This window comes from Pseudomonas sp. CFBP13509 (assembly GCF_005233485.1).
Classification (GTDB): Bacteria; Pseudomonadota; Gammaproteobacteria; order Pseudomonadales; family Pseudomonadaceae; genus Aquipseudomonas; species Aquipseudomonas marginalis.
Window position 1 is genome coordinate 368,523 of the sequence record NZ_QGAA01000003.1, and the last position, 21,656, is coordinate 390,178.

Here is a 21,656-nt window from a genome sequence, read left to right on the forward strand (position 1 = left end):
ATCTGCTTTTTTCAGCACCCACTCATTTCAGGTGAAGCGATGCAGGCGCAATTGATCGCGCTCGATTGGGGGACCAGCTCCCTTCGTGCTTATAAACTCGGGCCCGCAGGCGTCGTGCTGGAACAGCGCTCGCTGGCGTCGGGCATCATGCATTTGCCCAGTGAGCCCCGGGACATCGGCGGTGTGCACTGCAGCGATGGCTTCGAGTTGGCGTTCGATGCGGCATGCGGCGACTGGCTCGACGCCCAACCCCATCTTCCAGTGATCGCCTGCGGCATGGTCGGCAGCGCCCAGGGCTGGAGCGAGGCGGCATATCGCAATACGCCGGTCGACGTCGCCAGCCTGGGCCAGGCGTTGCACACGGTGCGCAGCCTGCGCGGCGTCGATGTGCATATCGTGCCCGGCGTGATCGAGCAGGTCGGTTTGCCCAATGTGATGCGCGGTGAAGAAACCCAGGTGCTGGGTGTGCTGCAAAGCCTGTCGGCCAACGGTGAAATGTTGATCGGCCTGCCCGGCAGCCATTCCAAATGGGTCGAGGTGGTGGAAGGTTGCATCACCCACTTCGATACCTTCATGACCGGTGAACTGTTCGCGGTGCTGAGCAAGCACAGCCTGCTGGGGCGTACGCAAAAGGTATCCGCGCAGTTCCAGGCCGAGGCTTTTGACCGCGGCGTTCAAGTGGCGCTGTCGAACGATGGCCAGCGCGGCGTGCTGTCGACCTTGTTCAGTGCGCGCACCCTGGGCCTGACCGCCGAACTCACCCCTGAGCAGCAGCCCGATTACCTGTCCGGCCTGCTGATCGGCCATGAACTGGCCGGCTTGCCAGCCAGTGCACGGCACATCCCCATCATCCTGGTGGGCGCTGGCCCGCTTTGCGTGCGCTACCAACGCGCCCTCGCCCTCTGCGGTTTCGCCCACGTCAGCCTGGCGCAGGAAGCGACCGAGCGCGGCCTGTGGCAACTGGCAGTGGCCGCCGGGCTCACTCAACCTGCAACGGAGGCCTGACATGCTCAAGCAAGCACTGGCACAAAACGGTTTGATCGCGATCCTGCGCGGTGTGCGCCCGGACGAAGCCCAGGCGGTCGGCCAGGTGCTGTACGACGCCGGTTTTCGCGTGATCGAAGTCCCGCTCAACTCGCCGGAGCCTTACACCAGCATCCGCATCCTGCGCGACAGCCTGCCCGCCGATTGCCTGATCGGCGCCGGTACGGTGTTGACGCCTGCGCAGGTCGAGCAGGTGAAAGCCGCTGGTGGCCAAGTGATCGTCATGCCCCACAGCGATGCCAAGGTCCTGCGCGCCGCCAAAGCCGCTGGCCTGTACCTGTCGCCGGGTGTGGCCACGCCCACCGAAGCGTTCGCCGCGCTGGATGAAGGCGCCGACGTGTTGAAGCTGTTCCCGGCCGAGCAAATGGGCCCTTCTGTGATCAAGGCGTGGCTGGCGGTATTGCCGGCAGGCACGTTGCTGCTGCCGGTGGGCGGCATTACCCCGGACAACATGCAGGTGTTTATCGACGCCGGCGCCAAGGGGTTCGGGCTGGGTTCCGGGTTGTTCAAACCGGGTATGACAGTGGATCAGGTAGCGAGCCGCGCCCAGGCTTATGTCGCCGCCTGGAAAGCCCTGAGCTGAGATCAAGTTCCGCGCCCCTGGCGCTGCATCTATAAGAGAGATAACAGATGAAAATCACCAAACTGACGACCTTTATCGTCCCGCCGCGCTGGTGCTTCCTCAAGGTCGAGACCGACCAGGGCGTGACCGGCTGGGGTGAGCCCGTAGTCGAAGGCCGCGCTCACACCGTGGCTGCGGCGGTCGAGGAACTGTCCGATTACCTGATCGGCAAGGACCCACGCAATATCGAAGATATCTGGACCGTGCTCTACCGCGGCGGCTTCTACCGTGGCGGCGCCGTGCACATGAGCGCCCTCGCCGGCATCGACCAGGCGCTTTGGGACATCAAGGGCAAGGCCCTGGGCGTATCGGTCAGCGACCTGTTGGGTGGCCAGGTACGCGACAAGATTCGCGTGTACTCGTGGATCGGTGGCGACCGCCCGGCCGACACCGCCCGCGCCGCCAAAGAGGCCGTGGCCCGTGGCTTTACTGCGGTGAAAATGAACGGCACCGAAGAGTTGCAGTTTGTCGACAGCTTCGAAAAAGTCGACCTGGCCCTGGCCAACGTCGCGGCCGTGCGCGATGCGGTCGGCCCTAACGTCGGCATCGGCGTCGACTTCCATGGCCGTGTGCACAAGCCCATGGCCAAGGTGCTGATGAAAGAACTGGACCCGTACAAACTGATGTTTATCGAAGAGCCGGTGCTCAGCGAAAACTACGAAGCCCTCAAGGAACTGGCGCCGCTGACCAGCACCCCGATTGCCCTGGGTGAGCGTCTGTTCTCGCGCTGGGACTTCAAGCGCGTGCTCAGCGAAGGCTACGTCGACATCATCCAGCCGGACGCTTCCCACGCGGGCGGTATCACCGAAACCCGCAAGATCGCCAACATGGCCGAAGCCTACGACGTGGCCCTGGCCCTGCACTGCCCGCTGGGCCCGATTGCCTTGGCGGCGTGCCTGCAACTGGATGCGGTTTGCTACAACGCGTTTATCCAGGAGCAAAGCCTGGGCATTCACTACAACGAGAGCAACGACCTGCTCGACTACGTGCGCGACCCGGGCGTGTTCGACTATGACCAGGGCTTTGTGAAAATCCCCAACGGGCCGGGCCTGGGGATCGAGATCAACGAGGAATACGTGATCGAACGCGCAGCCATCGGCCATCGCTGGCGCAACCCGATCTGGCGCCACGCCGACGGCAGCTTTGCCGAGTGGTGATGTCTGCCTGAAAGAACGCGGTCAAACATGTGGGAGAGGGCTTGCCCCCTCCCACATGTTGATCCGGTTTCTGCAGAAGTCCCTTCCTCAACAAATATAAGAAGAGGCACCTACCATGCAACCTGAATCCTTGAGCGGGCAGGCTTCTTTAGTCACGCCTACCCGAAAGCGCTACTTCATCATGGTGCTGCTGTTTATCACCGTCGTGATCAACTACCTCGACCGCAGCAACCTGTCGATTGCCGCCCCGGCGCTGACCAGCGAACTGGGTATCGACCCGGTACATGTCGGGCTGATTTTCTCCGCGTTCGGCTGGACGTACGCCGCCATGCAGATCCCCGGCGGCTGGCTGGTGGACCGGGTGCCGCCGCGTATCCTCTACACCGCCGCCCTGTTGCTGTGGTCTATCGCCACCGTGATGCTCGGTTTTGCCGCCAGCTTCATTGCGCTGTTTGTGCTGCGCATGGCGGTGGGTGCCCTGGAAGCACCGGCTTACCCCATCAACAGTCGCGTGGTCACCAGCTGGTTCCCCGAGCGTGAGCGCGCCACGGCCATTGGCTTCTACACCTCCGGGCAGTTTGTCGGGCTGGCGTTCCTGACGCCGGTCCTGGCCTGGTTGCAGCACCATTACGGCTGGCACATGGTATTTGTCGTGACCGGTGGCGTGGGCATTCTGTGGGCGGCAATCTGGTATGCCCTGTATCGCGAGCCCCGTGATTTCAAAGGCGTCAACGCCGCTGAAATCGAATTGATCCGCGAAGGTGGCGGGCTGGTGGACTTGAGCGCACAAGCGAGCAAGAGCAAGGCGCCCTTCAGCTGGGTCGACCTGGGCATCGTCCTGAGCAAGCGCAAGTTGTGGGGTATCTACCTGGGGCAGTTCTGCCTGAACTCCACGTTGTGGTTCTTCCTGACCTGGTTCCCGACCTACCTGGTGAAATACCGCGGCATGGACTTCATCAAGTCCGGCATGCTCGCGTCACTGCCCTTCCTCGCGGCTTTCGTCGGCGTGCTGTGTTCGGGGTTGTTTTCCGACTGGCTGATCCGCCGTGGCGCCTCGGTGGGGTTTGCCCGCAAGTTGCCGATCATCAGCGGCCTGTTGATCTCTACGGCGATCATTGGCGCCAACTTCGTCGAATCGACACCGTTGGTCATCGCCTTCCTGGCCCTGGCGTTCTTCGGTAATGGCCTGGCCTCGATCACCTGGTCGCTGGTCTCGACGCTTGCCCCGGCACGTCTGCTGGGACTGACCGGCGGGGTGTTCAACTTCATCGGCAACCTGGCGGCGATTGCCACGCCGATCGTCATCGGTTTCCTGGCCAGTGGCGATTCGTTTGCGCCGGCGATCACCTACATCGCCGTGCTGGCGCTGTTGGGCGCACTCTCCTATGTGCTGCTGGTGGGCAAGGTCGAGCGGATCGAGCTGTAAGCAGTGGGCGGCCTGCGGGCCGCCCGTTGGCCGGGCTCAGGGCACCGACATTTCGTTACGGAACACATTCGAAGGATCCCAGCGTTGCTTGGTTCGGCGCAGGCGGTTCTCGATGATCGTGTTGGGGAAGAAAATTCCATACCACAGAGGGTTCCTGGGGTTCGCGGGATTGCCACCGAGGTGGGTCATGTCCAGGTCGGGGTAGTTGATGTAGCAGCCCTCGAACTCAGGGTCATTGGGAACACCGTTGGTGAATGCAGCGTAATAGAGGCTGCGGATCCAGTCGGCATGGGCGCGGTCGATGGCGTCATCGTCGGCGTGCCAGTAACACTGCGGTTGCCATTTGAGGTACGAGGAGCGTTGCGCGGCTGACGTCTGCGCCAGGATCGGGCCGTCCATCTGGTTGATGCGCCCGCCGAACGACTGGATCTGGATCAGGCTCTGGGTCAGGTATTGCTCGGGGTCCGGCAAGGTCAGCGTCGTCCAGATCGCGTCCAGCACGCGCTGTGTAAACCCGCCTTTCTGATACGCCGATTTATACCGCCCGCGCTGATTGTCACCGGAACCGTTGAGCGATTGGGTGGCGTACAACCAGTCCAAACGCCTGGCGGCCTCATGGGCACTCTGCAGGGAGTCGACCCAGCGGCCCTTTTGCCCGCCACGTGGCTGATGCACGACGTGGAACGGCAGGAGCGACTCCGTCGCACCGACACCCACCGCGGCCTGCATGCTGCTGACAAAGTCGTCGAAAGGCGCCAGGTCATCGAGCTTCCCGTCCTTGTCGACGTAGTGGATGCCCAGGGTCACGTTGCCAGTGTTCAGATGACGCATTTCCAGTTTGGTGGCCAGGCCCCAGCTTGCCGGGTCGGCCTGATGGTCCACGAACCAGTTTTGATAGGCATGCAGCAAACGTTCGAGGGCGGCGCGTGTGAGGTCTGACCAGTCCCATTCCAATGGCAGCCAAAGCACTTCGTCCGGGGCTGGCGGCAGCGTCTTGAAATAGTAACTGGTGATGATGCCGAACTGCCCACCACCGGCGCCGCAACAGGCGGCGAACAGGTCCAGCTCATCAGTGTCGAGGCTGTTACGGGAGACATGGACAGGTTCAAGACCCGAGCCGGGTCCATTGGCGACCAGCAAGTCGACGCCGTCCAGCCAGTCGCAGACCAGCCCGTATTTACGCGACAACAACCCATAGCCGCCGCCGCAGATATGCCCGCCCAGTCCCACCGAATAGCAGGATCCACTGGGCAGCGCCTTGCCTGCCAATTTGTACAGCGCGACGCTGGTGTCCCAGTTCTGGCAGCCGGGCTCCAGGCGGAATGCATAGCGATGGGGCGAAGCGGGTACCAGCACTGAGCTGATCAGGCCGTTGGGGTCGTAGGCCAATTGGTTGATCTGGCCGATGTCCAGGATCGACAACACCTCGCCTGGCACATCCGGCATCTTGTTAGAGACAAATCCTTCATAGCAATGCCCGCCGCTGCGCACCGTGATACGGCCATTGGGCACAGCCAGGGCCTGGGCGGCTGCGTCGATGATGTCTTGTGGGGTGTGGCAGAGGTAGATCTGGCTGGCGCCGTTGGGTGAAGACTCGCCCTGGACGTTGCCCAATGGCCAGCGCAGGTTGAAACCCTTTTGCAACGTGGAATGACGACGGTCCGAGGGGGTGATGAGATCAAATGCCATGATGGACTCCTGGGAGACGATAATGACTTCTGATGCAGCTAACTTAACGACCGGCAACGCAAGAAGGCGTGACTTGCAGAGGTGGTTAGACGGCAATAGGCACGAAGTGTGTTGAGGGGGTGTGTTCCCCCTCAAGCCTAGCCTATATGGAAAAAGCCCGGATCAGTTCAGCACGCCGTCCAGAATTTCATAGACGATACCGGTACCCACCGCGATCAACACCACATCCGGCCCCGAACGGCGCCACTCATAACCCGGATACACCGGCAGGCGCGCCAGCGCACGGTTGTCCAGGCGCTCGCCGTAGTAGCCGCGCGGCAGGGGTTGGCCGCGCACCAGGCGCACATTCGGCGGCGGCGGTGCGCCACGGGAGAACTGGCCGTGGTTATCGTGAATGATCTGGCGTACCGGGCCGAAGTCCTGGGGCGGGCCTCCGCGACGGTTGTCCTGCGTGCCGCGATGGTCGTCGCCACGTTGCTCGTGCTGGCCCTGCGGGCCGCCACGGTCGTCACCCCGCTGGTCAGGCGGCGCGGCTTGCACCAGGGCGCTGGCGCCAAGCACCAGCACACCAAGACCTGCAATCACGGATTTGGGCATTTTCATCGGGTATTCCTCAGGGCACACATACAAAAAAGGGATCTCGAACGCGGTTCGAAATCCCTTGGTCTTGCTGTTTAGGCCGTGATTGCGCGCGTTGATTCCTCTGTATCAGGAACTTTACCTCTCGCTACATGGCGCTTACTTACGGGCGTTGCGCACACCTTCCGACAGCGCCGCGCACAGGCTCAATACGCCATCGATTGCTTGTTGATCGTTACTGGCATTGGCGATGTGATCGATCAGGGCCGAGCCCACCACCACGCCATCGGCCAGGCGCGCGATGGCGGCCGCCTGTTCCGGTGTGCGGATACCAAAACCGATGCTGATCGGCAGGTCGGTATGCCGACGCAGGCGGGTCACGGCTTCCTCGACGTGTTCCAGGGTCGCGGCGCCGGCGCCTGTCACACCGGCCACGGATACGTAGTACACGAACCCGGAACTGCCGTTGAGCACGGTCGGCAGGCGCACGTCATCGGTGGTCGGCGTGGTCAGGCGAATAAAGTCGATACCTGCGGCCTGGGCCGGGTCGCACAGCTCGCCGTTATGCTCGGGCGGCATGTCGACCACGATCAGGCCGTCGACGCCGGCCTCTTTGGCGTCAGCGATGAACTTAGGCACGCCGTATTTGTGGATCGGGTTGAAGTAGCCCATCAACACCAGCGGGGTGTCGTTGTTGTCCTTGCGGAACTCTCGCACCATCTGCAGGGTTTTCAGCAGGTTCTGCTTGGCTTCCAGTGCGCGGATGTTGGCCAGTTGGATGGCCGGGCCGTCGGCCATCGGGTCGGTGAAGGGCATGCCCAACTCGATCACATCGGCGCCCGCAGCGGGCAAGCCCTTGAGGATCGCCAGCGAGGTGTCATAACCCGGGTCACCGGCCGTGACGAAGGTCACCAGGGCGGCGCGGTTTTGTTCCTTGAGTTGCGCAAAGCGGGTTTGCAGGCGGCTCATTTAGTGTTTCTCCTGCTGAGACTGTTCCATGTGGTGCATCACGGTCTGCATGTCTTTATCGCCACGGCCGGACAGGTTGACCACCATCAGGTGATCCTTCGGCAGGGTCGGTGCGCGCTTGAACACTTCGGCCAGGGCATGGGCGCTTTCCAGGGCAGGAATGATCCCTTCCAGGCGGCAGCATTTGTGGAACGCGTCCAAGGCTTCATCGTCGGTCACCGAGGTGTACTGGACGCGGCCGATATCGTGCAACCAGGCGTGTTCCGGGCCGATGCCGGGGTAGTCGAGGCCGGCGGAAATCGAGTGGGCGTCGATGATCTGGCCGTCGTCGTCCTGCAGCAGGAAGGTACGGTTGCCGTGCAGCACGCCCGGTACGCCACCGTTGAGGCTGGCGGCGTGCTTGCCGGTCTCGATGCCGTGGCCGGCGGCTTCAACGCCGATGATCTCGACGCTGGTGTCGTCCAGGAATGGGTGGAACAGGCCCATGGCGTTGGAGCCACCGCCGATGCATGCCACCAGGCTGTCCGGCAGGCGGCCTTCCTGGGCTTGCAGCTGGGTGCGGGTTTCCTTGCCGATCACGGCCTGGAAGTCGCGCACCATCGCCGGGTACGGGTGCGGGCCGGCCACGGTGCCGATCAGGTAGAAGGTGTCGTCGACGTTGGTCACCCAGTCGCGCAGGGCTTCGTTCATGGCGTCCTTGAGGGTGCCGGTGCCGGCGACCACCGGGATCACTTCAGCGCCCAAAAGCTTCATGCGGAACACGTTGGCCTGTTGGCGCTCGATGTCGGTGGTGCCCATGTAGATCACGCATTGCAGGCCGAAACGCGCGGCCACGGTGGCGGTCGCCACACCGTGCATACCGGCGCCGGTCTCGGCGATGATGCGTTTCTTGCCCATGCGCCGCGCCAGCAGGATCTGGCCGATGCAGTTGTTGATCTTGTGCGCGCCGGTGTGGTTCAGCTCTTCGCGCTTGAGGTAGATCTTGGCGCCGCCGCAGAACTCGGTCAGGCGCTCGGCGAAATACAGCGGGCTGGGGCGGCCGACGTAGTCGCGCTGGAAGTAGGCCAACTCTTCGTTGAACGCCGGATCGATCTTGGCCGCTTCGTATTCGCGGGCCAGGTCGAGGATCAACGGCATCAGGGTTTCGGCGACGTAGCGGCCGCCAAACGCGCCAAACAGGCCGTTGGCATCAGGGCCGTTGCGCAGATCGGTCTGGGACTGAGTCATGGGACGCTCCAGGTAGAAATTCTGTATGGGAAGCAATGACGGCCACTCTACCCCTCACATCCGGCGCTGAAAACCGATAAGATCGCTGCAACCTGTCAGGAAAACTCACAGATGAGCCGCGACCTCCCGCCCCTCAATGCCCTGCGCGCATTTGAAGCCACTGCCCGCCTCAACAGCGTCAGCCAGGCTGCCGAGCAATTGCACGTGACCCACGGTGCGGTCAGCCGCCAGTTGAAAGTGCTGGAGGAGCATTTAGGTGTAAGCCTGTTCATCAAGGACGGGCGCGGCCTTAAACTCACAGATGCAGGTGTGCGGTTACGAGATGCCAGCGCGGAGGCGTTCGAGCGCTTGCGGGACGTGTGCGCCGAACTCACCCAGGCCAGCGCCGACGCGCCTTTCGTGCTCGGCTGCTCAGGCAGTCTGCTGGCGCGTTGGTTGATCCCGCGCCTGGGACGCTTGAATGCCGATCTGCCGGACCTGCGCCTGCACCTGTCGGCGGGCGACGGCGACCTTGACCCCCGACGCCCCGGTCTCGATGCCCTGCTGGTCTTCGCCGAACCGCCGTGGCCGGCGGATATGCAGGTATATGAACTGGCGAGCGAGCGTATCGGCCCGGTGATGAGCCCGCGTTTTGCCGGCTACCAGCGCCTGCGCCAGGCGCCGCCGCACGCCTTGTGTGGCGAAGCTTTATTGCACACCACGTCCCGTCCGCAAGCCTGGCCCAGTTGGGCGCAACAGCACGGCATCGAGCCCGGCGCGTTGAAACACGGCCAGGGTTTTGAGCATTTGTATTATTTGCTGGAGGCGGCGGTTGCAGGGTTGGGTGTGGCGATTGCGCCAGAACCGCTGGTAGCAGAGGACCTGCGTGCGGGTCGCCTGGTGGCGCCGTGGGGTTTCAGTGAAACCCCGGCGCACCTGGCGTTGTGGCTACCCAAGCGCGCCGCAGACGGGCGCGCGGGTCAATTGGCGCACTGGCTCAAGGCTGAGCTGGCGCGCCAGCCGGTGTAGCCGGTCAATCAGTCACCGCGTTTGCACAGCAGGTAAGCCGCCAGCAGGCCCAGTGCGCCAACGGCGACGCCGGCGGTGGTCCATGGGTGCTCTTGTGCGTAGTCCCGGGTGGCAACACCGGTTTCGCGGATTTTGACTTTGCTTTCTTCGTAGGCATCGCTGATCAGGTGACGGGAATGCTTGAGGGCATTCTCGGCATTGCTTTTCAGGGCCTTCAGGGTTTTGCGCGACTCATCCGACGCATCGTCCTTGAGGCTCTCAAGGGACTTGAGCAGGCTCGAAATCTCGGCTTCCATGCTTTCCAGCGACGCTTTGCGTAAAGAAGTGTTGGCCATGTGAATTCTCCTGAAGTGATTGAGTGGCGTGTGTAGATACCGACTCCAGCGTTTTCAGAAAGTGCAGTAAATCTGAACTTTCGGGTAGGAACGGTCGCCAGAAGCAGTATGAACAATGACTGCTAGGCTTTATTGACGACCCTCAGGAGAAACACCATGTCTGATCATCACACCTACAAGAAAGTCGAATTGGTAGGTTCATCCACCACCAGCATCGAAGACGCAATCAACAATGCCCTGGCCGAAGCCAACAAGAGCATCAAGCACTTGGAGTGGTTTGAGGTGACGGAGACCCGTGGTCATATCAAGGACGGCAAGGTCGCCCACTATCAGGTCACGCTCAAGGTGGGGTTTCGAATTGCCAGTAGTTGATCGCGTCGGTTGAACTTGCCGGCTGGCCGATTGCCATAACCTGCGCTACAAACAATGGGTGCCGATGCCTGCAGCGTCGGCACGCTCGTTTCAATCAGCGCAAGGAAAGTGACGGATGAAGAAGTTCCTGTTAGCGGTAGGTTTGTTGAGCATTGCGGGCACAGCCCTGGCGGCGGGCAAGCCTTGTGAAGAGCTGAAAAGTGAAATTGCAGCGAAAATCGACGCCAAGGGCGCTTCGGGTTATTCGCTGGAAGTCGTGGATAAAGGCGCCTCGACCGACGCTAAAGTGGTTGGCACCTGTGAGGGTGGTACCAAGGAAATCGTCTACAAGCGCGGTTAATCCCGTGTGGCAGGCTTGAAACCGACGCACAGGTGCGTCGGTTTTTTTTCGCCTGGGGGTTTAGCCCTTCATCAACTGCGCCAGCAGCTCGTAGGAATGAATCCGATCGGCGTGCTCGTACAGGTCGCAGGTGAAGATCAATTCGTCGGCGCCGGTCTGTTCGATCAGTACTTCCAGCTTGGCACGGATCTTCGCCGGGCTGCCCACCATTGCCAGTCCGAGGAAACTGCCGACGGCGTCTTTTTCATGGGGCAGCCACAGGCCGTCCATGGTTTTCACCGGTGGGCGCTGCACCAGGCTTTGCCCGCGCATCAAGGCAAGGATGCGCTGGTACACCGAGGTGGCCAGGTAGTCGGCCTGCTCATCGGTGTCGGCGGCAACCAATGGAATGCCGAGCATCACGTAAGGCTTGTCCAGCACGGCCGAGGGCTTGAAGTGGTTGCGGTACACGCGAATCGCCTCGTGCATCAAACGCGGTGCGAAATGGGAGGCGAAGGCGTAGGGCAAACCGCGTTCGCCCGCCAGTTGCGCGCTGAACAGGCTGGAACCCAGCAGCCATACCGGTACGTTGGTGCCGGTGCCGGGCACCGCAATCACCCGTTGGTCCGGTGTGCGTGGGCCGAGGTAGGCCATCAGCTCGGCCACGTCTTCCGGGAAGTCATCCGCGCTGCCGGAGCGTTCACGGCGCAGGGCGCGAGCGGTCATCTGGTCGGAGCCGGGTGCGCGACCCAGGCCCAGGTCGATACGTCCGGGGTAGAGGCTTTCCAGGGTGCCGAACTGCTCGGCGATCACCAGCGGTGCATGGTTGGGCAGCATCACGCCGCCGGAGCCGACGCGAATCGTCGAGGTACCGCCGGCCAGGTAACCCAGCAATACCGAGGTGGCCGAGCTGGCGATGCCATCCATATTGTGGTGTTCCGCCACCCAGAAACGGTTGTAGCCGAACTTTTCCACATGCTGGGCCAAATCCAGGGAATTGCGCAACGACTGCGCCGGGCTGCCGTTGGCGCGCACCGGCACCAGGTCGAGGGTCGAGAACTTTACGTCGGACAGCGATTTCATAAGCCTGCTTCTCCAATGGGGGCGCAGGCTTCTTAGACGAACCAAAACCTGCCGCTTCATGTGCATGCCCTATGCAATGAGGGCATATACCCGAGATTCAATAGCAGCAATGAAATTTCCTACTTAATTGCTAGGTTTCTCTTACAACTGAACTTTGCCGGCGCGTCTATCCTCAGAACCTTACCGACGCAAAACCACCGTTCGAGGAGAAAGCTATGAGTATCGTTAAAAAGGCATCCGCGCATTGGGAAGGTGATCTGAAGACTGGCCTGGGCTCCATTTCCACCGAAACCGGCGTGCTGCGCGAAGCGCCCTACGGCTTTAAGGCCCGTTTCGAAGGCGGCAAGGGTACCAATCCTGAAGAACTGATTGGCGCGGCCCACGCCGGCTGTTTCTCCATGGCTTTTTCCATGATTCTCGGCGACGCCGGGCTCAAGGCTGACAGCATCGACACCCAGGCCGAAGTGACCTTGGACCAGGTCGATGGCGGCTTCGCGATCACCGCCGTGCACTTGGTGCTCAAGGCCAAGATTCCAGGTGCCAGCCAGGCGCAGTTCGATGAATTGAGCAAGAAGGCCAAGGAAGGGTGCCCGGTGTCCAAGGTGCTGAATGCGAAGATCAGCCTGGATGCCACGCTGGTCAACTGACACTGCAGGTCCAGTGTGGGAGGGGGCCAGCCCCCTCCCACATTTTGTTCTGCGTTAAATCAGAACTCGTGTTTCCCGAATGTGGTCCTATAGCCTATGCAGCCTTAGGCGCACACCCGTGCGCATGCATTCAGGGAGCTTCACACATGAAACGTTTTGCTTTGGCGATCATTTGCGGTGTGTTGGCCACATCGGCTGTGGCCGCACCAAAAGACTGCGAAGAGCTCAGGAAAGAGATTGAGGTCAAGATCCAGGCGAACGCAGTTCCGTCCTACACCTTGGAAATTGTCAGCAAGGAAGAGGCTGACAAGCACGACGTCGCCATGGTCGTCGGCAGCTGTGAGAACGGTACCAAAGCCATCATCTATCAGAAGAACAACGATTGATCAGAGACAGTTGACGCTGCGTTCTTCCGCCAGCAATTGGCGAGCGGCGTTATACAGCCGGATATTCGGCGTGAAGGCCAATGAGCGCCCTTCCAGGCGATAGCGTTGGCCAGCCTCGAAATGGTCGTACTGCAGAGTGATGAAACAGGTGCGGTCGGCCGTTTGCCCAAAGCCATTGAGGCTGCCGCCGGTCGGCACCTCGAAATCAAAGCGCACCATCAACTCGTGACTGCCCGGTGAAACCTGGAAGTAGCGTCCGTCCGGCAGGTTCTTACCATCCAGACGCTGCGCCATCACCAGCTTGGCTCCCGGCGTTGGCGTAGCGAAATCGACCCAGGCCTGATGCGGATCGACCGGCGGCAGGGGGGTCGAAGCGCAGGCGCTGAGCAACAGGGCGACGACGGGAAGCAGGAGCTGGCGCATGGCAGGTACTCAACGCAAGGAGAGCTTTGAGTATAAACACGCCACGCCGTGGAAAAATCCCCTTCAGGCGCGATAGTCTGGCGAACACATCACCCAGGAGCGGTCGGGGCATGGTCAGGCGTTTTCTTCCAGGGTTGATAGTCGTGCTGCTCAGTGGCTGCTCCAGCGTCAGTTACTACAGCCAATTGGCAGGTGGTCAGTGGCAGCTGTTGCGAGCCCGGGAGCCGGTTGCCGAGGTCATCGCCGATCCGTCGCGGCCGCAGGGGCTGCGTGATCATCTGGCTCAAGCACAGAAAGCTCGAACCTTCGCCAGCGAACACCTGAATCTGCCTGACAACCAAAGTTACCGGCTGTATGCCGATATCGGCCGACCTTATGTGGTCTGGAATGTCTTCGCCACGCAGGAATTTTCCCTGGCGCCTCAAACCCATTGCTTCCCCATTGCCGGTTGCGTGGCCTATCGCGGCTATTACAGCCAGGGCGCGGCACGGGGTGAGGCGGCGTTGTTGCGCCAGCAAGGCATGGACGTATCGATAGGTGGCGTCGAAGCCTATTCCACCCTGGGTTGGTTCAACGACCCGATCATGAATTCGATGATGAACTGGGGCGACGAACGCCTGGCCACGCTGATCTTCCATGAGCTGGCGCACCAGCGGTTCTACGTGCAGGATGACACCGAATTCAACGAGTCGTTTGCCAGCTTCGTCGAGCAGGAAGGCACCCGCCAGTGGCGCGCGGCCCAGGGCCTGGCGCCGCTTGGCAGCTCGACGCGGCAGCAGCGGGACCAATTTACCCAGCTGATCCTCGATACCCGTAAGCGCCTGGAAAAACTCTACGTGCAACCGCTGTCCGTCGAGGCGATGCGCCAGGCCAAGGCGGCCGAATTCGAGGCGTTGCGCCGTGAGTACCGGCAGATGCGCGATAGCCAATGGGGCGGGGACAAGCGTTATGACGCCTGGATGAACCTGCCGATGAACAATGCGCGGTTGTTGCCGTTCGGGCTGTATGACCGGTGGGTGCCGGCGTTTGCGGCGTTGTTCAGGCAGGAAGGCGGGGATTGGCGCAAGTTTTACGCCGCAGTGGAGAAGATGGGCGAGTTGCCGGTGGGGCAGCGCAAGGCTGCGTTGAGGCGGTTGGAAGGTACTGATCGGTAGAGCCTCATCGGCGGGCAAGCCGCTCCCAATGTGGGAGGAGGCTTGCCCCCGATGGCGGCCTCAGGGCCGCATCAAAAACGCCTGATGCATCTGCGCCAACGTCTCGAAATGCCAGGTCGGCGCTTCGGCGTTCAACTCTTCGAAACTGCCAAACCCATAACCGACGGCCGCCGAATCCACGCCATTGCTGCGCGCCCCGATCAGGTCGTGCTTACGATCACCGATCATCAAGGTAGTGGCCGGATCCAGGTCTTCTTCGCGGAGCACATGCGCAATCAACTCAACCTTGTTGGTGCGTGTCCCGTCCAGTTCACTGCCGTAGATCACCTTGAAGTGCCTGGCAAAATCGAAATGCCGCGCGATCTCGCGGGCAAACACCCAGGGCTTGGATGTGGCGACGTACAACTGGCGGCCCTGTTTGTCCAGGTCTTCGAGCAGCGGCATCACGCCCTCGAATACGCGGTTTTCATACAGCCCGGTGACCTTGAAGCGCTCGCGGTAGAAATTCACCGCCTCCCAGGCCTTGGCCTCATCGAAGTCGTAGAACTGCATGAAGGCTTGCAGCAACGGCGGGCCGATGAAGTGTTCGAGTTGGGTCAGGTCGGGTTCGTCGATGCCCAGTTTGCCAAGGGCGTACTGGATCGAGCGGGTGATGCCCTCGCGTGGGTCGGTGAGGGTGCCATCCAGGTCGAACAGGACGGTTTGGTAAGGGAGGGTCATTGGTCGAATCCTTCAGCCAGGTGCAGGTCTTTGACCTTCACGTAGTTGGCGGCGCTGTAGGTGAAAAAGGCGCGTTCCTTGTCAGTCAGCGGGCGGATTTGTTTAACCGGGCTGCCCACATACAAAAAACCACTGTCGAGTTTCTTGCCCGGTGGCACCAGGCTGCCGGCGCCGATGATGACGTCGTCTTCCACCACGGCGCCGTCCATCACGATGCTGCCCATGCCGATCAAAATCCGGTTGCCCACCGTGCAGCCATGCAGCATGACCTTGTGGGCGATGGTCACGTCATCGCCGATCAGCAGCGGGAAACCGCCAGGATTGAACGGTCCGGCATGGGTAATGTGCAGCACGCAGCCGTCCTGCACGCTGGTGCGCGCGCCGATACGGATGCGGTGCATGTCGCCGCGAATCACGGTCAGCGGCCAGACCGAGCTGTCGGTGCCGATTTCGACATCGCCGATCACCACCGCCGAAATATCGACAAAAGCCCCGGCGCCCAGGGTTGGCGTGTGGTTCTGATAGGTGCGAAGGGTCACGATAGCCTCTCTCTTATGTGCTGATAGCTGCGGTGGGCGTTGATTGTAATTAAGATGGCCCCATCTTTGTTCTTACATGTTTCTTCAGCCAAGGTGCCAACCGTGAGCGCGAACAACCCTCTTCTGCAGTCCTACGACCTGCCGCCGTTCTCGGCGATCCGTGCCGAGCACGTGCAACCGGCCATCGAACAGATCCTCGCCGACAACCGTGTTGCCATCGAAGGCATCCTGCAAAGCCAGGGTAAAAATCCGACATGGGCCGGCCTGGTGCTGGCCATGGACGAATTGAATGATCGCCTGGGCGCCGCCTGGAGCCCGGTCAGCCACCTCAACGCCGTGTGCAACAGCGCCGAGCTGCGCGAAGCCTACGAGGCGTGCCTGCCGGCATTGAGCGCCTACTCCACCGAGATGGGCCAGAACCGCGCGCTGTTCCAAGCCTTCGAAGCCCTGGCCAACAGCCCGGAAGCCGCCGGTTTCGACGTGGCGCAAAAAACTATTCTTGAACACTCCCTGCGCGACTTCCGCCTCTCGGGTATCGACTTGCCGCCTGAGCAGCAAAAACGTTATGCCGAAGTGCAGAGCAAGCTTTCCGAGCTGGGCAGCAAATTCTCCAACCAACTGCTGGACGCCACCCAGGCGTGGACCAAGCACGTCACCGAGGAAGCCACCCTCGCCGGCCTGACCGATTCGGCCAAGGCGCAGATGGCCGCTGCCGCGCAGACCAAAGGCCTCGACGGTTGGCTGATCACCCTGGAGTTTCCGAGCTACTACGCGGTCATGACCTACGCCCAGGACCGCGCCCTGCGCGAAGAAATCTACGCGGCCTACTGCACCCGTGCGTCAGACCAAGGTCCGAATGCCGGTCAGAACGATAACGGCCCGGTGATGGAACAGATCCTCGATCTGCGTCAGGAACTGGCCAAGCTCCTGGGTTACGCCTCGTTCTCCGAGCTGAGCCTGGCCACCAAGATGGCCGAGTCCAGCGACCAGGTGTTGAGCTTCCTGCGTGACCTGGCCAAGCGCAGCAAGCCGTTCGCTGCCCAGGACCTGCAACAGCTCAAGGCCTACGCCGCCGAACAAGGCTGCGCCGACCTGCAAAGCTGGGACAGCGGTTTCTACGGCGAAAAGCTGCGTGAGCAACGCTACAGCGTGTCCCAGGAAGCCCTGCGCGCCTACTTCCCGATCGACAAGGTGCTGGGCGGCCTGTTCGCCATCGTGCAGCGTTTGTACGGCATCGAGATTGCCGAGCAAAAAGGCTTCGACACCTGGCACCCGGATGTTCGCCTGTTTGAAATCAAGGAAAACGGCCAGCACGTCGGGCGTTTTTTCTTCGACCTGTACGCGCGCGCCAACAAGCGTGGCGGTGCCTGGATGGACGGCGCGCGCGACCGTCGTCGCACCATCGACGGTGTGCTGCAAAGCCCGGTGGCGAACCTGGTGTGCAACTTCACCCCGGCCGACAGCGGTAAGCCTGCCCTGCTGACCCACGATGAAGTGACCACCCTGTTCCACGAATTCGGCCATGGCCTGCATCACCTGCTGACCCGCGTCGAGCATGCCGGCGTGTCCGGTATCAATGGCGTGGCGTGGGATGCGGTGGAGTTGCCAAGCCAGTTCATGGAGAACTGGTGCTGGGAGCCGGAAGGCCTGGCGCTGATCTCCGGTCATTATGAAAGCGGTGAGCCACTGCCCCAGGACCTGCTGGAAAAAATGCTCGCGGCGAAGAACTTCCAGTCCGGCCTGATGATGGTGCGCCAGTTGGAGTTCTCGCTGTTCGATTTCGAATTGCATGCCACCCATGGCGATGGCCGCAGCGTGGCCCAGGTGCTCGAAGGCGTGCGCGATGAGGTGTCGGTGATGCGTCCTCCGGCCTACAACCGTTTCCCCAACAGCTTTGCGCACATCTTCGCTGGCGGTTATGCCGCGGGCTACTACAGCTACAAATGGGCCGAAGTGCTGTCGGCGGATGCCTTCTCCAAATTCGAAGAAGACGGCGTGCTCAATGCCGAGACCGGCCGTGCATTCCGTGAGGCGATCCTGGCGCGCGGCGGCTCCCAGGCGCCGATGGTGCTGTTCGTCGACTTCCGCGGACGTGCCCCGTCGATTGACGCACTCTTGCGCCACAGCGGCCTGAGTGAGGACGCAGCAGCATGAGTGAAGGGCCTGTGATTACCAAAAAGCAATTTATCGCCGGGGCGGTCTGCCCGGCGTGCAGCGAACCGGACAAGTTGAAGATGTGGACCGAGGACAGCGTGCCGCATCGTGAGTGCGTGGCCTGCGGGTACACCGATACGCTGAATGATCAAGGTCTGTCGGTGCCCAAGGAATTGGGCACGCGGGTCAATACATCGGCGTTGAAAGCGCCGGACCCGAAGGTGCAGGCGGTGCAGTTCTTTCCTAACCCGAAGCTGAAGAAAGACTGACTCGTCTACCCCCTGGGAGTGCGTCTCAGGGGGTGACCAGCAGTGCGGTTTTTTCCTCGGCGGGCTCGTGATCCTTGTTCGCCGGGTTCAGCCAGCTGTTCATTGAGCACAGGGCAAACGCGCTGGTGCTGCAATCGCCATTCGCCAAGGCTGTGCGCAACTTGTCGATATCGGCCCTCATCATGTAGCGAACGCCGTCCTTGAAGCCGTTACTGGTGCCGAAACCGCCCAAGGTCATCTCGTTCAGCGCATCCTCCTTGCTCCATCCCTGGATCACCACGCGATACATCGCCGCCATCAGGCCGGTGCGGTCAGAGCCGTGCTTGCAATGCATCAGCACCGGGCCGTCAGCTTCCGCTTCCTTGATCGCCCTGAGTGCCGCCAGCACGTCAGAGTCATCCACATGGTTGGTGCGATAACTCAACTGAACCTGACGGATGCCTGGCGCCTTCAGCCAGTTGCTATCGGACTCGGGCAGGAAGTTGATCACGGTCCCGATCTTGAGCTGTTCCAGCAACGGCGCTGCCTTGCTATCCGGCAATGCGCTGCGATAGAGCGTGGGCGTCATTTGATGCAGGTTGTAGCGGTCGCCCACTGGCTGCGCCCATTCTGGAGAACGCAGGGACGTAGCGTCATCGGCCCGAACAAAAGCTGTGGTGAACAGTGCCATGAACGCGAGGCCCAGGGCTGGCAACCAATGATGCTTGTACATGGGCGACGTCACCCTATAGGGAGTGGTTGATAGCGCCCAGAGTCGGTCACGGCGGGTCAAGGAGGTGTGAGGTGTGCGTCAAAGAATCGTGAATCCTCAATCTTTAGTCGCTGAAGCGATTCTCTCGATGCTTAGGCTGCTATCATTTGTAACTATTGTTTGCGCGCTGCGCTCTATCTCCCTGGATCACCTGGATCCAGATCGCCGCCCGACAACGCCAAGCCACTCCCTAGAAGCGGCTGATAACCCCGTGACCACATGATGAGGTGCCACCATGTCTGATCAAGATCAAGACAACCCCCGGCGTGACTTTCTACGCAAATCCTTGACCTTGATCCCGGTGGTCACGGTTGCCAGCACCGGCCTTGGCGGTTCGATGCTGATGGCGACGCCTGCGCCGGTCGAGGCTGCGCCAGCCAAGCCTGCGGCCAGCGAAAAAGCCTACGAGCCAAGCTATTTCACTGCCGAGGAATGGGCGTTTATCAACGCTGCCGTCGAGCGTCTGATCCCGGCCGATGCCCAAGGCCCCGGCGCCCTGGAAGCTGGCGCGCCGGAGTACATCGACCGGCAGATGAACACGCCTTACGCCAGCGGTGCCCTGTGGTTCATGCAAGGCCCGTTTAATGCCGATGCGCCACCGGAGATGGGCTGGCAGAGCAAGTTGGTGCCCAAGGACATCTATCGCCTGGGTATTGCCGCGACGGATGCCTGGTCGAAGGCGTTCAACGGCAAAGTTTTTGCTGCGCAAGACAGCGCTACCCGAGACGATATGTTGCGGCGCCTGGAGGCGGGCGGCAGTGAGGTTACGGCACATTTTGACGCGGTGCCGCCGAAGATGTTCTTCAACCTGCTGCTGCAAAACACCAAGGAAGGCTTCTTCTGCGACCCGATCCATGGTGGCAACAAAGGCATGGTCGGCTGGACCATGATTGGCTTCCCCGGCGCCCGCGCCGATTTCATGGACTGGGTGGAACGCAACGAGCAGTACCCCTTCCCGGCAGTATCCATCCGCGGCGAGAGGGCATAAACGTGGCGACCATCATGAAGAAAGTGGATGCGGTGATTGTCGGCTTCGGCTGGACCGGCGCGATCATGGCCAAGGAGCTGACGGAAGCCGGGCTGAACGTGGTAGCGCTGGAGCGCGGCCCGATGCAGGACACTTACCCGGACGGCAACTATCCCCAGGTCATCGACGAACTGACCTACAGCGTGCGTAAAAAACTCTTCCAGGACATCTCCAAGGAGACGGTGACGATTCGCCATAGCGTGAATGACGTTGCCTTGCCTAACCGTCAGCTCGGCGCGTTTTTGCCGGGTAACGGCGTGGGCGGTGCGGGCTTGCACTGGTCGGGCGTGCATTTCCGTGTCGATCCGATTGAACTGCGCATGCGCAGCCATTACGAGGAACGCTACGGCAAGCATTTCATTCCCAAGGACATGACCATCCAGGACTTCGGCGTGAGCTACGAAGAGCTGGAGCCGTTTTTCGACTATGCGGAAAAAGTCTTCGGCACCTCAGGCCAGGCCTGGACCGTGAAAGGCCAGGTGGTGGGCGAAGGTCGTGGCGGCAACCCCTATGCGCCGGACCGTTCCAACCCGTTTCCGTTGGAAGCGCAAAAGAACACAGTCTCCGCACAGCTGTTTCAGAAAGCCGCCGCCAGCGTCGGGTACAAGCCCTACAACCTGCCGTCAGCCAATACCTCGGGACCTTACACCAACCCCTACGGCGCGCAGATGGGCCCGTGCAACTTCTGCGGTTTTTGCAGCGGCTACGTGTGCTACATGTACTCCAAGGCCTCGCCGAACGTGAACATCCTGCCGGCGCTGCGCCAGGTGCCGAATTTCGAGCTGCGGCCCAACTCCCACGTGCTCAAGGTCAATCTGGACAGCACCAAGAGCAAGGCCACCGGCGTGACCTACATCGACGCCCAGGGCCGAGAGTGCGAACAACCGGCAGACCTGGTGATCCTCGGCGCGTTCCAGTTCCACAACGTGCGGCTGATGCTGCTGTCGGGCATCGGCAAGCCTTACGACCCGATGACCAATGAGGGTGTGGTGGGCAGGAACTTTGCCTACCAGAACATGGCCACCATCAAGGCGTTCTTCGACAAGGACACCCATACCAACAACTTTATCGGTGCCGGCGGCAATGGCGTGGCCATCGATGACTTCAACGCCGACAACTTCGATCACGGGCCCCATGGCTTTGTGGGCGGTTCGCCGATGTGGGTCAACCAGGCCGGCAGCCGGCCGATTGCCGGTACGTCCAACCCGCCCGGCACTCCGGCCTGGGGCAGTGCCTGGAAGCGCGCCACCGCCGATTACTACACCCACCAGGTGTCGATGGATGCTCACGGTGCCCATCAATCCTACCGGGGTAACTACCTGGATCTGGACCCTGTCTACCGTGATGCCTACGGCCTGCCGTTGCTGCGCATGACGTTCGACTGGCAGGAAAACGACATCAAGATGAACCGCTTCATGGTTGAGAAAATGGGCAAGGTCGCCGAAGCGATGAACCCCAAGGCGATAGCCGTGCTGGGCAAAAAAGTCGGTGAGCACTTCAACACCGCGTCCTACCAGACCACCCACCTCAACGGTGGCGCGATCATGGGGACCGACCCGAAGACCAGTGCGCTGAACCGCTACTTGCAGTGCTGGGATGTGCACAACGTGTTTGTCCCCGGCGCATCCGCTTTCCCACAGGGCTTGGGCTACAACCCTACCGGCCTGGTGGCGGCATTGACTTACTGGTCGGCCCGGGCGATCCGCGAGCAGTACCTGAAAAACCCCGGCCCGCTGGTTCAGGCATAAGGAGCGAT

The 21,656-nt window shown here is 61.4% G+C and carries 24 protein-coding genes; 14 read left to right on the forward strand and 10 right to left on the reverse strand.

Features of this window, described 5'->3' with window-relative positions:
- The first annotated feature begins 39 nt into the window (after positions 1-39).
- The 4 genes from PspCFBP13509_RS07515 (at position 40) to PspCFBP13509_RS07530 (ending at position 4,249) form a co-directional block, all read left to right on the forward strand.
- Positions 40-1,005, forward strand: coding sequence for a 2-dehydro-3-deoxygalactonokinase (locus tag PspCFBP13509_RS07515; RefSeq protein ID WP_065946456.1), 966 nt, complete (start codon positions 40-42; stop codon positions 1,003-1,005).
- A 1-nt stretch (position 1,006) separates the two neighbouring features.
- Positions 1,007-1,627, forward strand: coding sequence for a 2-dehydro-3-deoxy-6-phosphogalactonate aldolase (locus PspCFBP13509_RS07520; protein ID WP_137211760.1), 621 nt, complete (start codon positions 1,007-1,009; stop codon positions 1,625-1,627).
- 47 nt (positions 1,628-1,674) lie between these two features.
- Positions 1,675-2,823 (forward strand): galactonate dehydratase, encoded by a 1,149-nt coding sequence (gene dgoD / locus PspCFBP13509_RS07525; RefSeq protein ID WP_003170741.1) that lies wholly within the window; start codon positions 1,675-1,677, stop codon positions 2,821-2,823.
- Positions 2,824-2,938: 115 nt separating this feature from the next.
- Positions 2,939-4,249, forward strand: a complete 1,311-nt coding sequence (locus PspCFBP13509_RS07530; RefSeq protein ID WP_027608138.1) for an MFS transporter — start codon at positions 2,939-2,941, stop codon at positions 4,247-4,249.
- 36 nt (positions 4,250-4,285) lie between these two features.
- Here the strand turns inward: PspCFBP13509_RS07530 and PspCFBP13509_RS07535 are convergent, their stop codons facing one another.
- The 4 genes from PspCFBP13509_RS07535 to trpB all read right to left on the reverse strand — a co-directional run bounded on the left by PspCFBP13509_RS07535 (position 4,286) and on the right by trpB (position 8,713).
- Positions 4,286-5,938 carry an FAD-dependent oxidoreductase gene (locus PspCFBP13509_RS07535; protein WP_137211761.1) on the reverse strand — a complete coding sequence of 551 codons (1,653 nt, stop codon included), beginning with the start codon at positions 5,936-5,938 and terminating at the stop codon, positions 4,286-4,288.
- A 162-nt stretch (positions 5,939-6,100) separates the two neighbouring features.
- A complete protein-coding gene (locus PspCFBP13509_RS07540) occupies positions 6,101-6,541 on the reverse strand; it encodes an anti-virulence regulator CigR family protein (protein ID WP_137211762.1) in 441 nt (146 codons plus the stop codon).
- 135 nt (positions 6,542-6,676) lie between these two features.
- Complete coding sequence (gene trpA / locus PspCFBP13509_RS07545) at positions 6,677-7,486, reverse strand: tryptophan synthase subunit alpha (protein ID WP_065926830.1); 810 nt, start codon at positions 7,484-7,486, stop codon at positions 6,677-6,679.
- Complete coding sequence (trpB, locus tag PspCFBP13509_RS07550) at positions 7,487-8,713, reverse strand: tryptophan synthase subunit beta (RefSeq protein WP_027608134.1); 1,227 nt, start codon at positions 8,711-8,713, stop codon at positions 7,487-7,489. It abuts the gene before it with no gap.
- 111 nt (positions 8,714-8,824) lie between these two features.
- Here trpB and PspCFBP13509_RS07555 point away from each other — a divergent pair, with 111 nt between their 5' ends.
- Positions 8,825-9,721, forward strand: coding sequence for a LysR family transcriptional regulator (locus PspCFBP13509_RS07555; RefSeq protein WP_065926831.1), 897 nt, complete (start codon positions 8,825-8,827; stop codon positions 9,719-9,721).
- 8 nt (positions 9,722-9,729) lie between these two features.
- Here the strand turns inward: PspCFBP13509_RS07555 and PspCFBP13509_RS07560 are convergent, their stop codons facing one another.
- Entirely contained in the window at positions 9,730-10,056 is a 327-nt protein-coding gene (locus PspCFBP13509_RS07560; protein WP_003170746.1) for a DUF883 family protein, read from the reverse strand.
- Between the two features lie 156 nt (positions 10,057-10,212).
- Here PspCFBP13509_RS07560 and PspCFBP13509_RS07565 point away from each other — a divergent pair, with 156 nt between their 5' ends.
- Together PspCFBP13509_RS07565 and PspCFBP13509_RS07570 are read left to right on the forward strand one after the other, a co-directional pair.
- A complete protein-coding gene (locus PspCFBP13509_RS07565) occupies positions 10,213-10,428 on the forward strand; it encodes a dodecin (protein ID WP_027608132.1) in 216 nt (71 codons plus the stop codon).
- Between the two features lie 115 nt (positions 10,429-10,543).
- On the forward strand, positions 10,544-10,768 hold the full coding sequence (locus PspCFBP13509_RS07570; protein ID WP_005783407.1) for a DUF1161 domain-containing protein: 225 nt from the start codon (positions 10,544-10,546) through the stop codon (positions 10,766-10,768).
- Between the two features lie 60 nt (positions 10,769-10,828).
- On the opposite strand, the gene PspCFBP13509_RS07575 is transcribed toward PspCFBP13509_RS07570, so the two are convergent.
- Positions 10,829-11,830, reverse strand: a complete 1,002-nt coding sequence (locus PspCFBP13509_RS07575; RefSeq protein ID WP_021491416.1) for an LLM class flavin-dependent oxidoreductase — start codon at positions 11,828-11,830, stop codon at positions 10,829-10,831.
- 215 nt (positions 11,831-12,045) lie between these two features.
- Here PspCFBP13509_RS07575 and PspCFBP13509_RS07580 point away from each other — a divergent pair, with 215 nt between their 5' ends.
- Together PspCFBP13509_RS07580 and PspCFBP13509_RS07585 are read left to right on the forward strand one after the other, a co-directional pair.
- Positions 12,046-12,477 carry an OsmC family protein gene (locus PspCFBP13509_RS07580; RefSeq protein ID WP_065926832.1) on the forward strand — a complete coding sequence of 144 codons (432 nt, stop codon included), beginning with the start codon at positions 12,046-12,048 and terminating at the stop codon, positions 12,475-12,477.
- A 146-nt stretch (positions 12,478-12,623) separates the two neighbouring features.
- Positions 12,624-12,863, forward strand: coding sequence for a DUF1161 domain-containing protein (locus tag PspCFBP13509_RS07585; RefSeq protein WP_017734725.1), 240 nt, complete (start codon positions 12,624-12,626; stop codon positions 12,861-12,863).
- Here PspCFBP13509_RS07585 and PspCFBP13509_RS07590 read toward each other — a convergent pair whose 3' ends face one another.
- Entirely contained in the window at positions 12,864-13,286 is a 423-nt protein-coding gene (locus PspCFBP13509_RS07590) for a PA0061/PA0062 family lipoprotein (RefSeq protein WP_065926833.1), read from the reverse strand. It abuts the gene before it with no gap.
- A gap of 110 nt (positions 13,287-13,396) precedes the next feature.
- On the opposite strand from PspCFBP13509_RS07590, the gene PspCFBP13509_RS07595 reads away from it, so the two are divergent.
- Positions 13,397-14,440 (forward strand): aminopeptidase, encoded by a 1,044-nt coding sequence (locus PspCFBP13509_RS07595; RefSeq protein WP_137211763.1) that lies wholly within the window; start codon positions 13,397-13,399, stop codon positions 14,438-14,440.
- Between the two features lie 60 nt (positions 14,441-14,500).
- Here PspCFBP13509_RS07595 and PspCFBP13509_RS07600 read toward each other — a convergent pair whose 3' ends face one another.
- Both PspCFBP13509_RS07600 and PspCFBP13509_RS07605 read right to left on the reverse strand, forming a co-directional pair.
- Positions 14,501-15,160 (reverse strand): HAD family hydrolase, encoded by a 660-nt coding sequence (locus PspCFBP13509_RS07600; RefSeq protein WP_137211764.1) that lies wholly within the window; start codon positions 15,158-15,160, stop codon positions 14,501-14,503.
- Complete coding sequence (locus tag PspCFBP13509_RS07605) at positions 15,157-15,699, reverse strand: gamma carbonic anhydrase family protein (protein ID WP_137211765.1); 543 nt, start codon at positions 15,697-15,699, stop codon at positions 15,157-15,159. Before PspCFBP13509_RS07605 ends, PspCFBP13509_RS07600 begins: the two co-directional genes overlap by 4 nt.
- 54 nt (positions 15,700-15,753) lie before the next feature.
- Here PspCFBP13509_RS07605 and prlC point away from each other — a divergent pair, with 54 nt between their 5' ends.
- Positions 15,754-17,853, forward strand: coding sequence for an oligopeptidase A (prlC, locus tag PspCFBP13509_RS07610; protein WP_178084540.1), 2,100 nt, complete (start codon positions 15,754-15,756; stop codon positions 17,851-17,853).
- Positions 17,850-18,122 carry a YheV family putative zinc ribbon protein gene (locus PspCFBP13509_RS07615; RefSeq protein ID WP_027608125.1) on the forward strand — a complete coding sequence of 91 codons (273 nt, stop codon included), beginning with the start codon at positions 17,850-17,852 and terminating at the stop codon, positions 18,120-18,122. Before prlC ends, PspCFBP13509_RS07615 begins: the two co-directional genes overlap by 4 nt.
- 25 nt (positions 18,123-18,147) lie before the next feature.
- On the opposite strand, the gene PspCFBP13509_RS07620 is transcribed toward PspCFBP13509_RS07615, so the two are convergent.
- The gene (locus PspCFBP13509_RS07620) at positions 18,148-18,834 is read right to left on the reverse strand and encodes a phosphatase domain-containing protein (RefSeq protein WP_065946459.1); all 687 of its coding nucleotides are present in this window, start codon (positions 18,832-18,834) and stop codon (positions 18,148-18,150) included.
- Positions 18,835-19,108: 274 nt separating this feature from the next.
- Between PspCFBP13509_RS07620 and PspCFBP13509_RS07625 the strand changes: the two genes are divergently transcribed.
- Entirely contained in the window at positions 19,109-19,861 is a 753-nt protein-coding gene (locus tag PspCFBP13509_RS07625; protein WP_027608123.1) for a gluconate 2-dehydrogenase subunit 3 family protein, read from the forward strand.
- 2 nt (positions 19,862-19,863) lie between these two features.
- Positions 19,864-21,648 (forward strand): GMC family oxidoreductase, encoded by a 1,785-nt coding sequence (locus PspCFBP13509_RS07630; protein WP_065946460.1) that lies wholly within the window; start codon positions 19,864-19,866, stop codon positions 21,646-21,648.
- Positions 21,649-21,656: the final 8 nt, after the last annotated feature.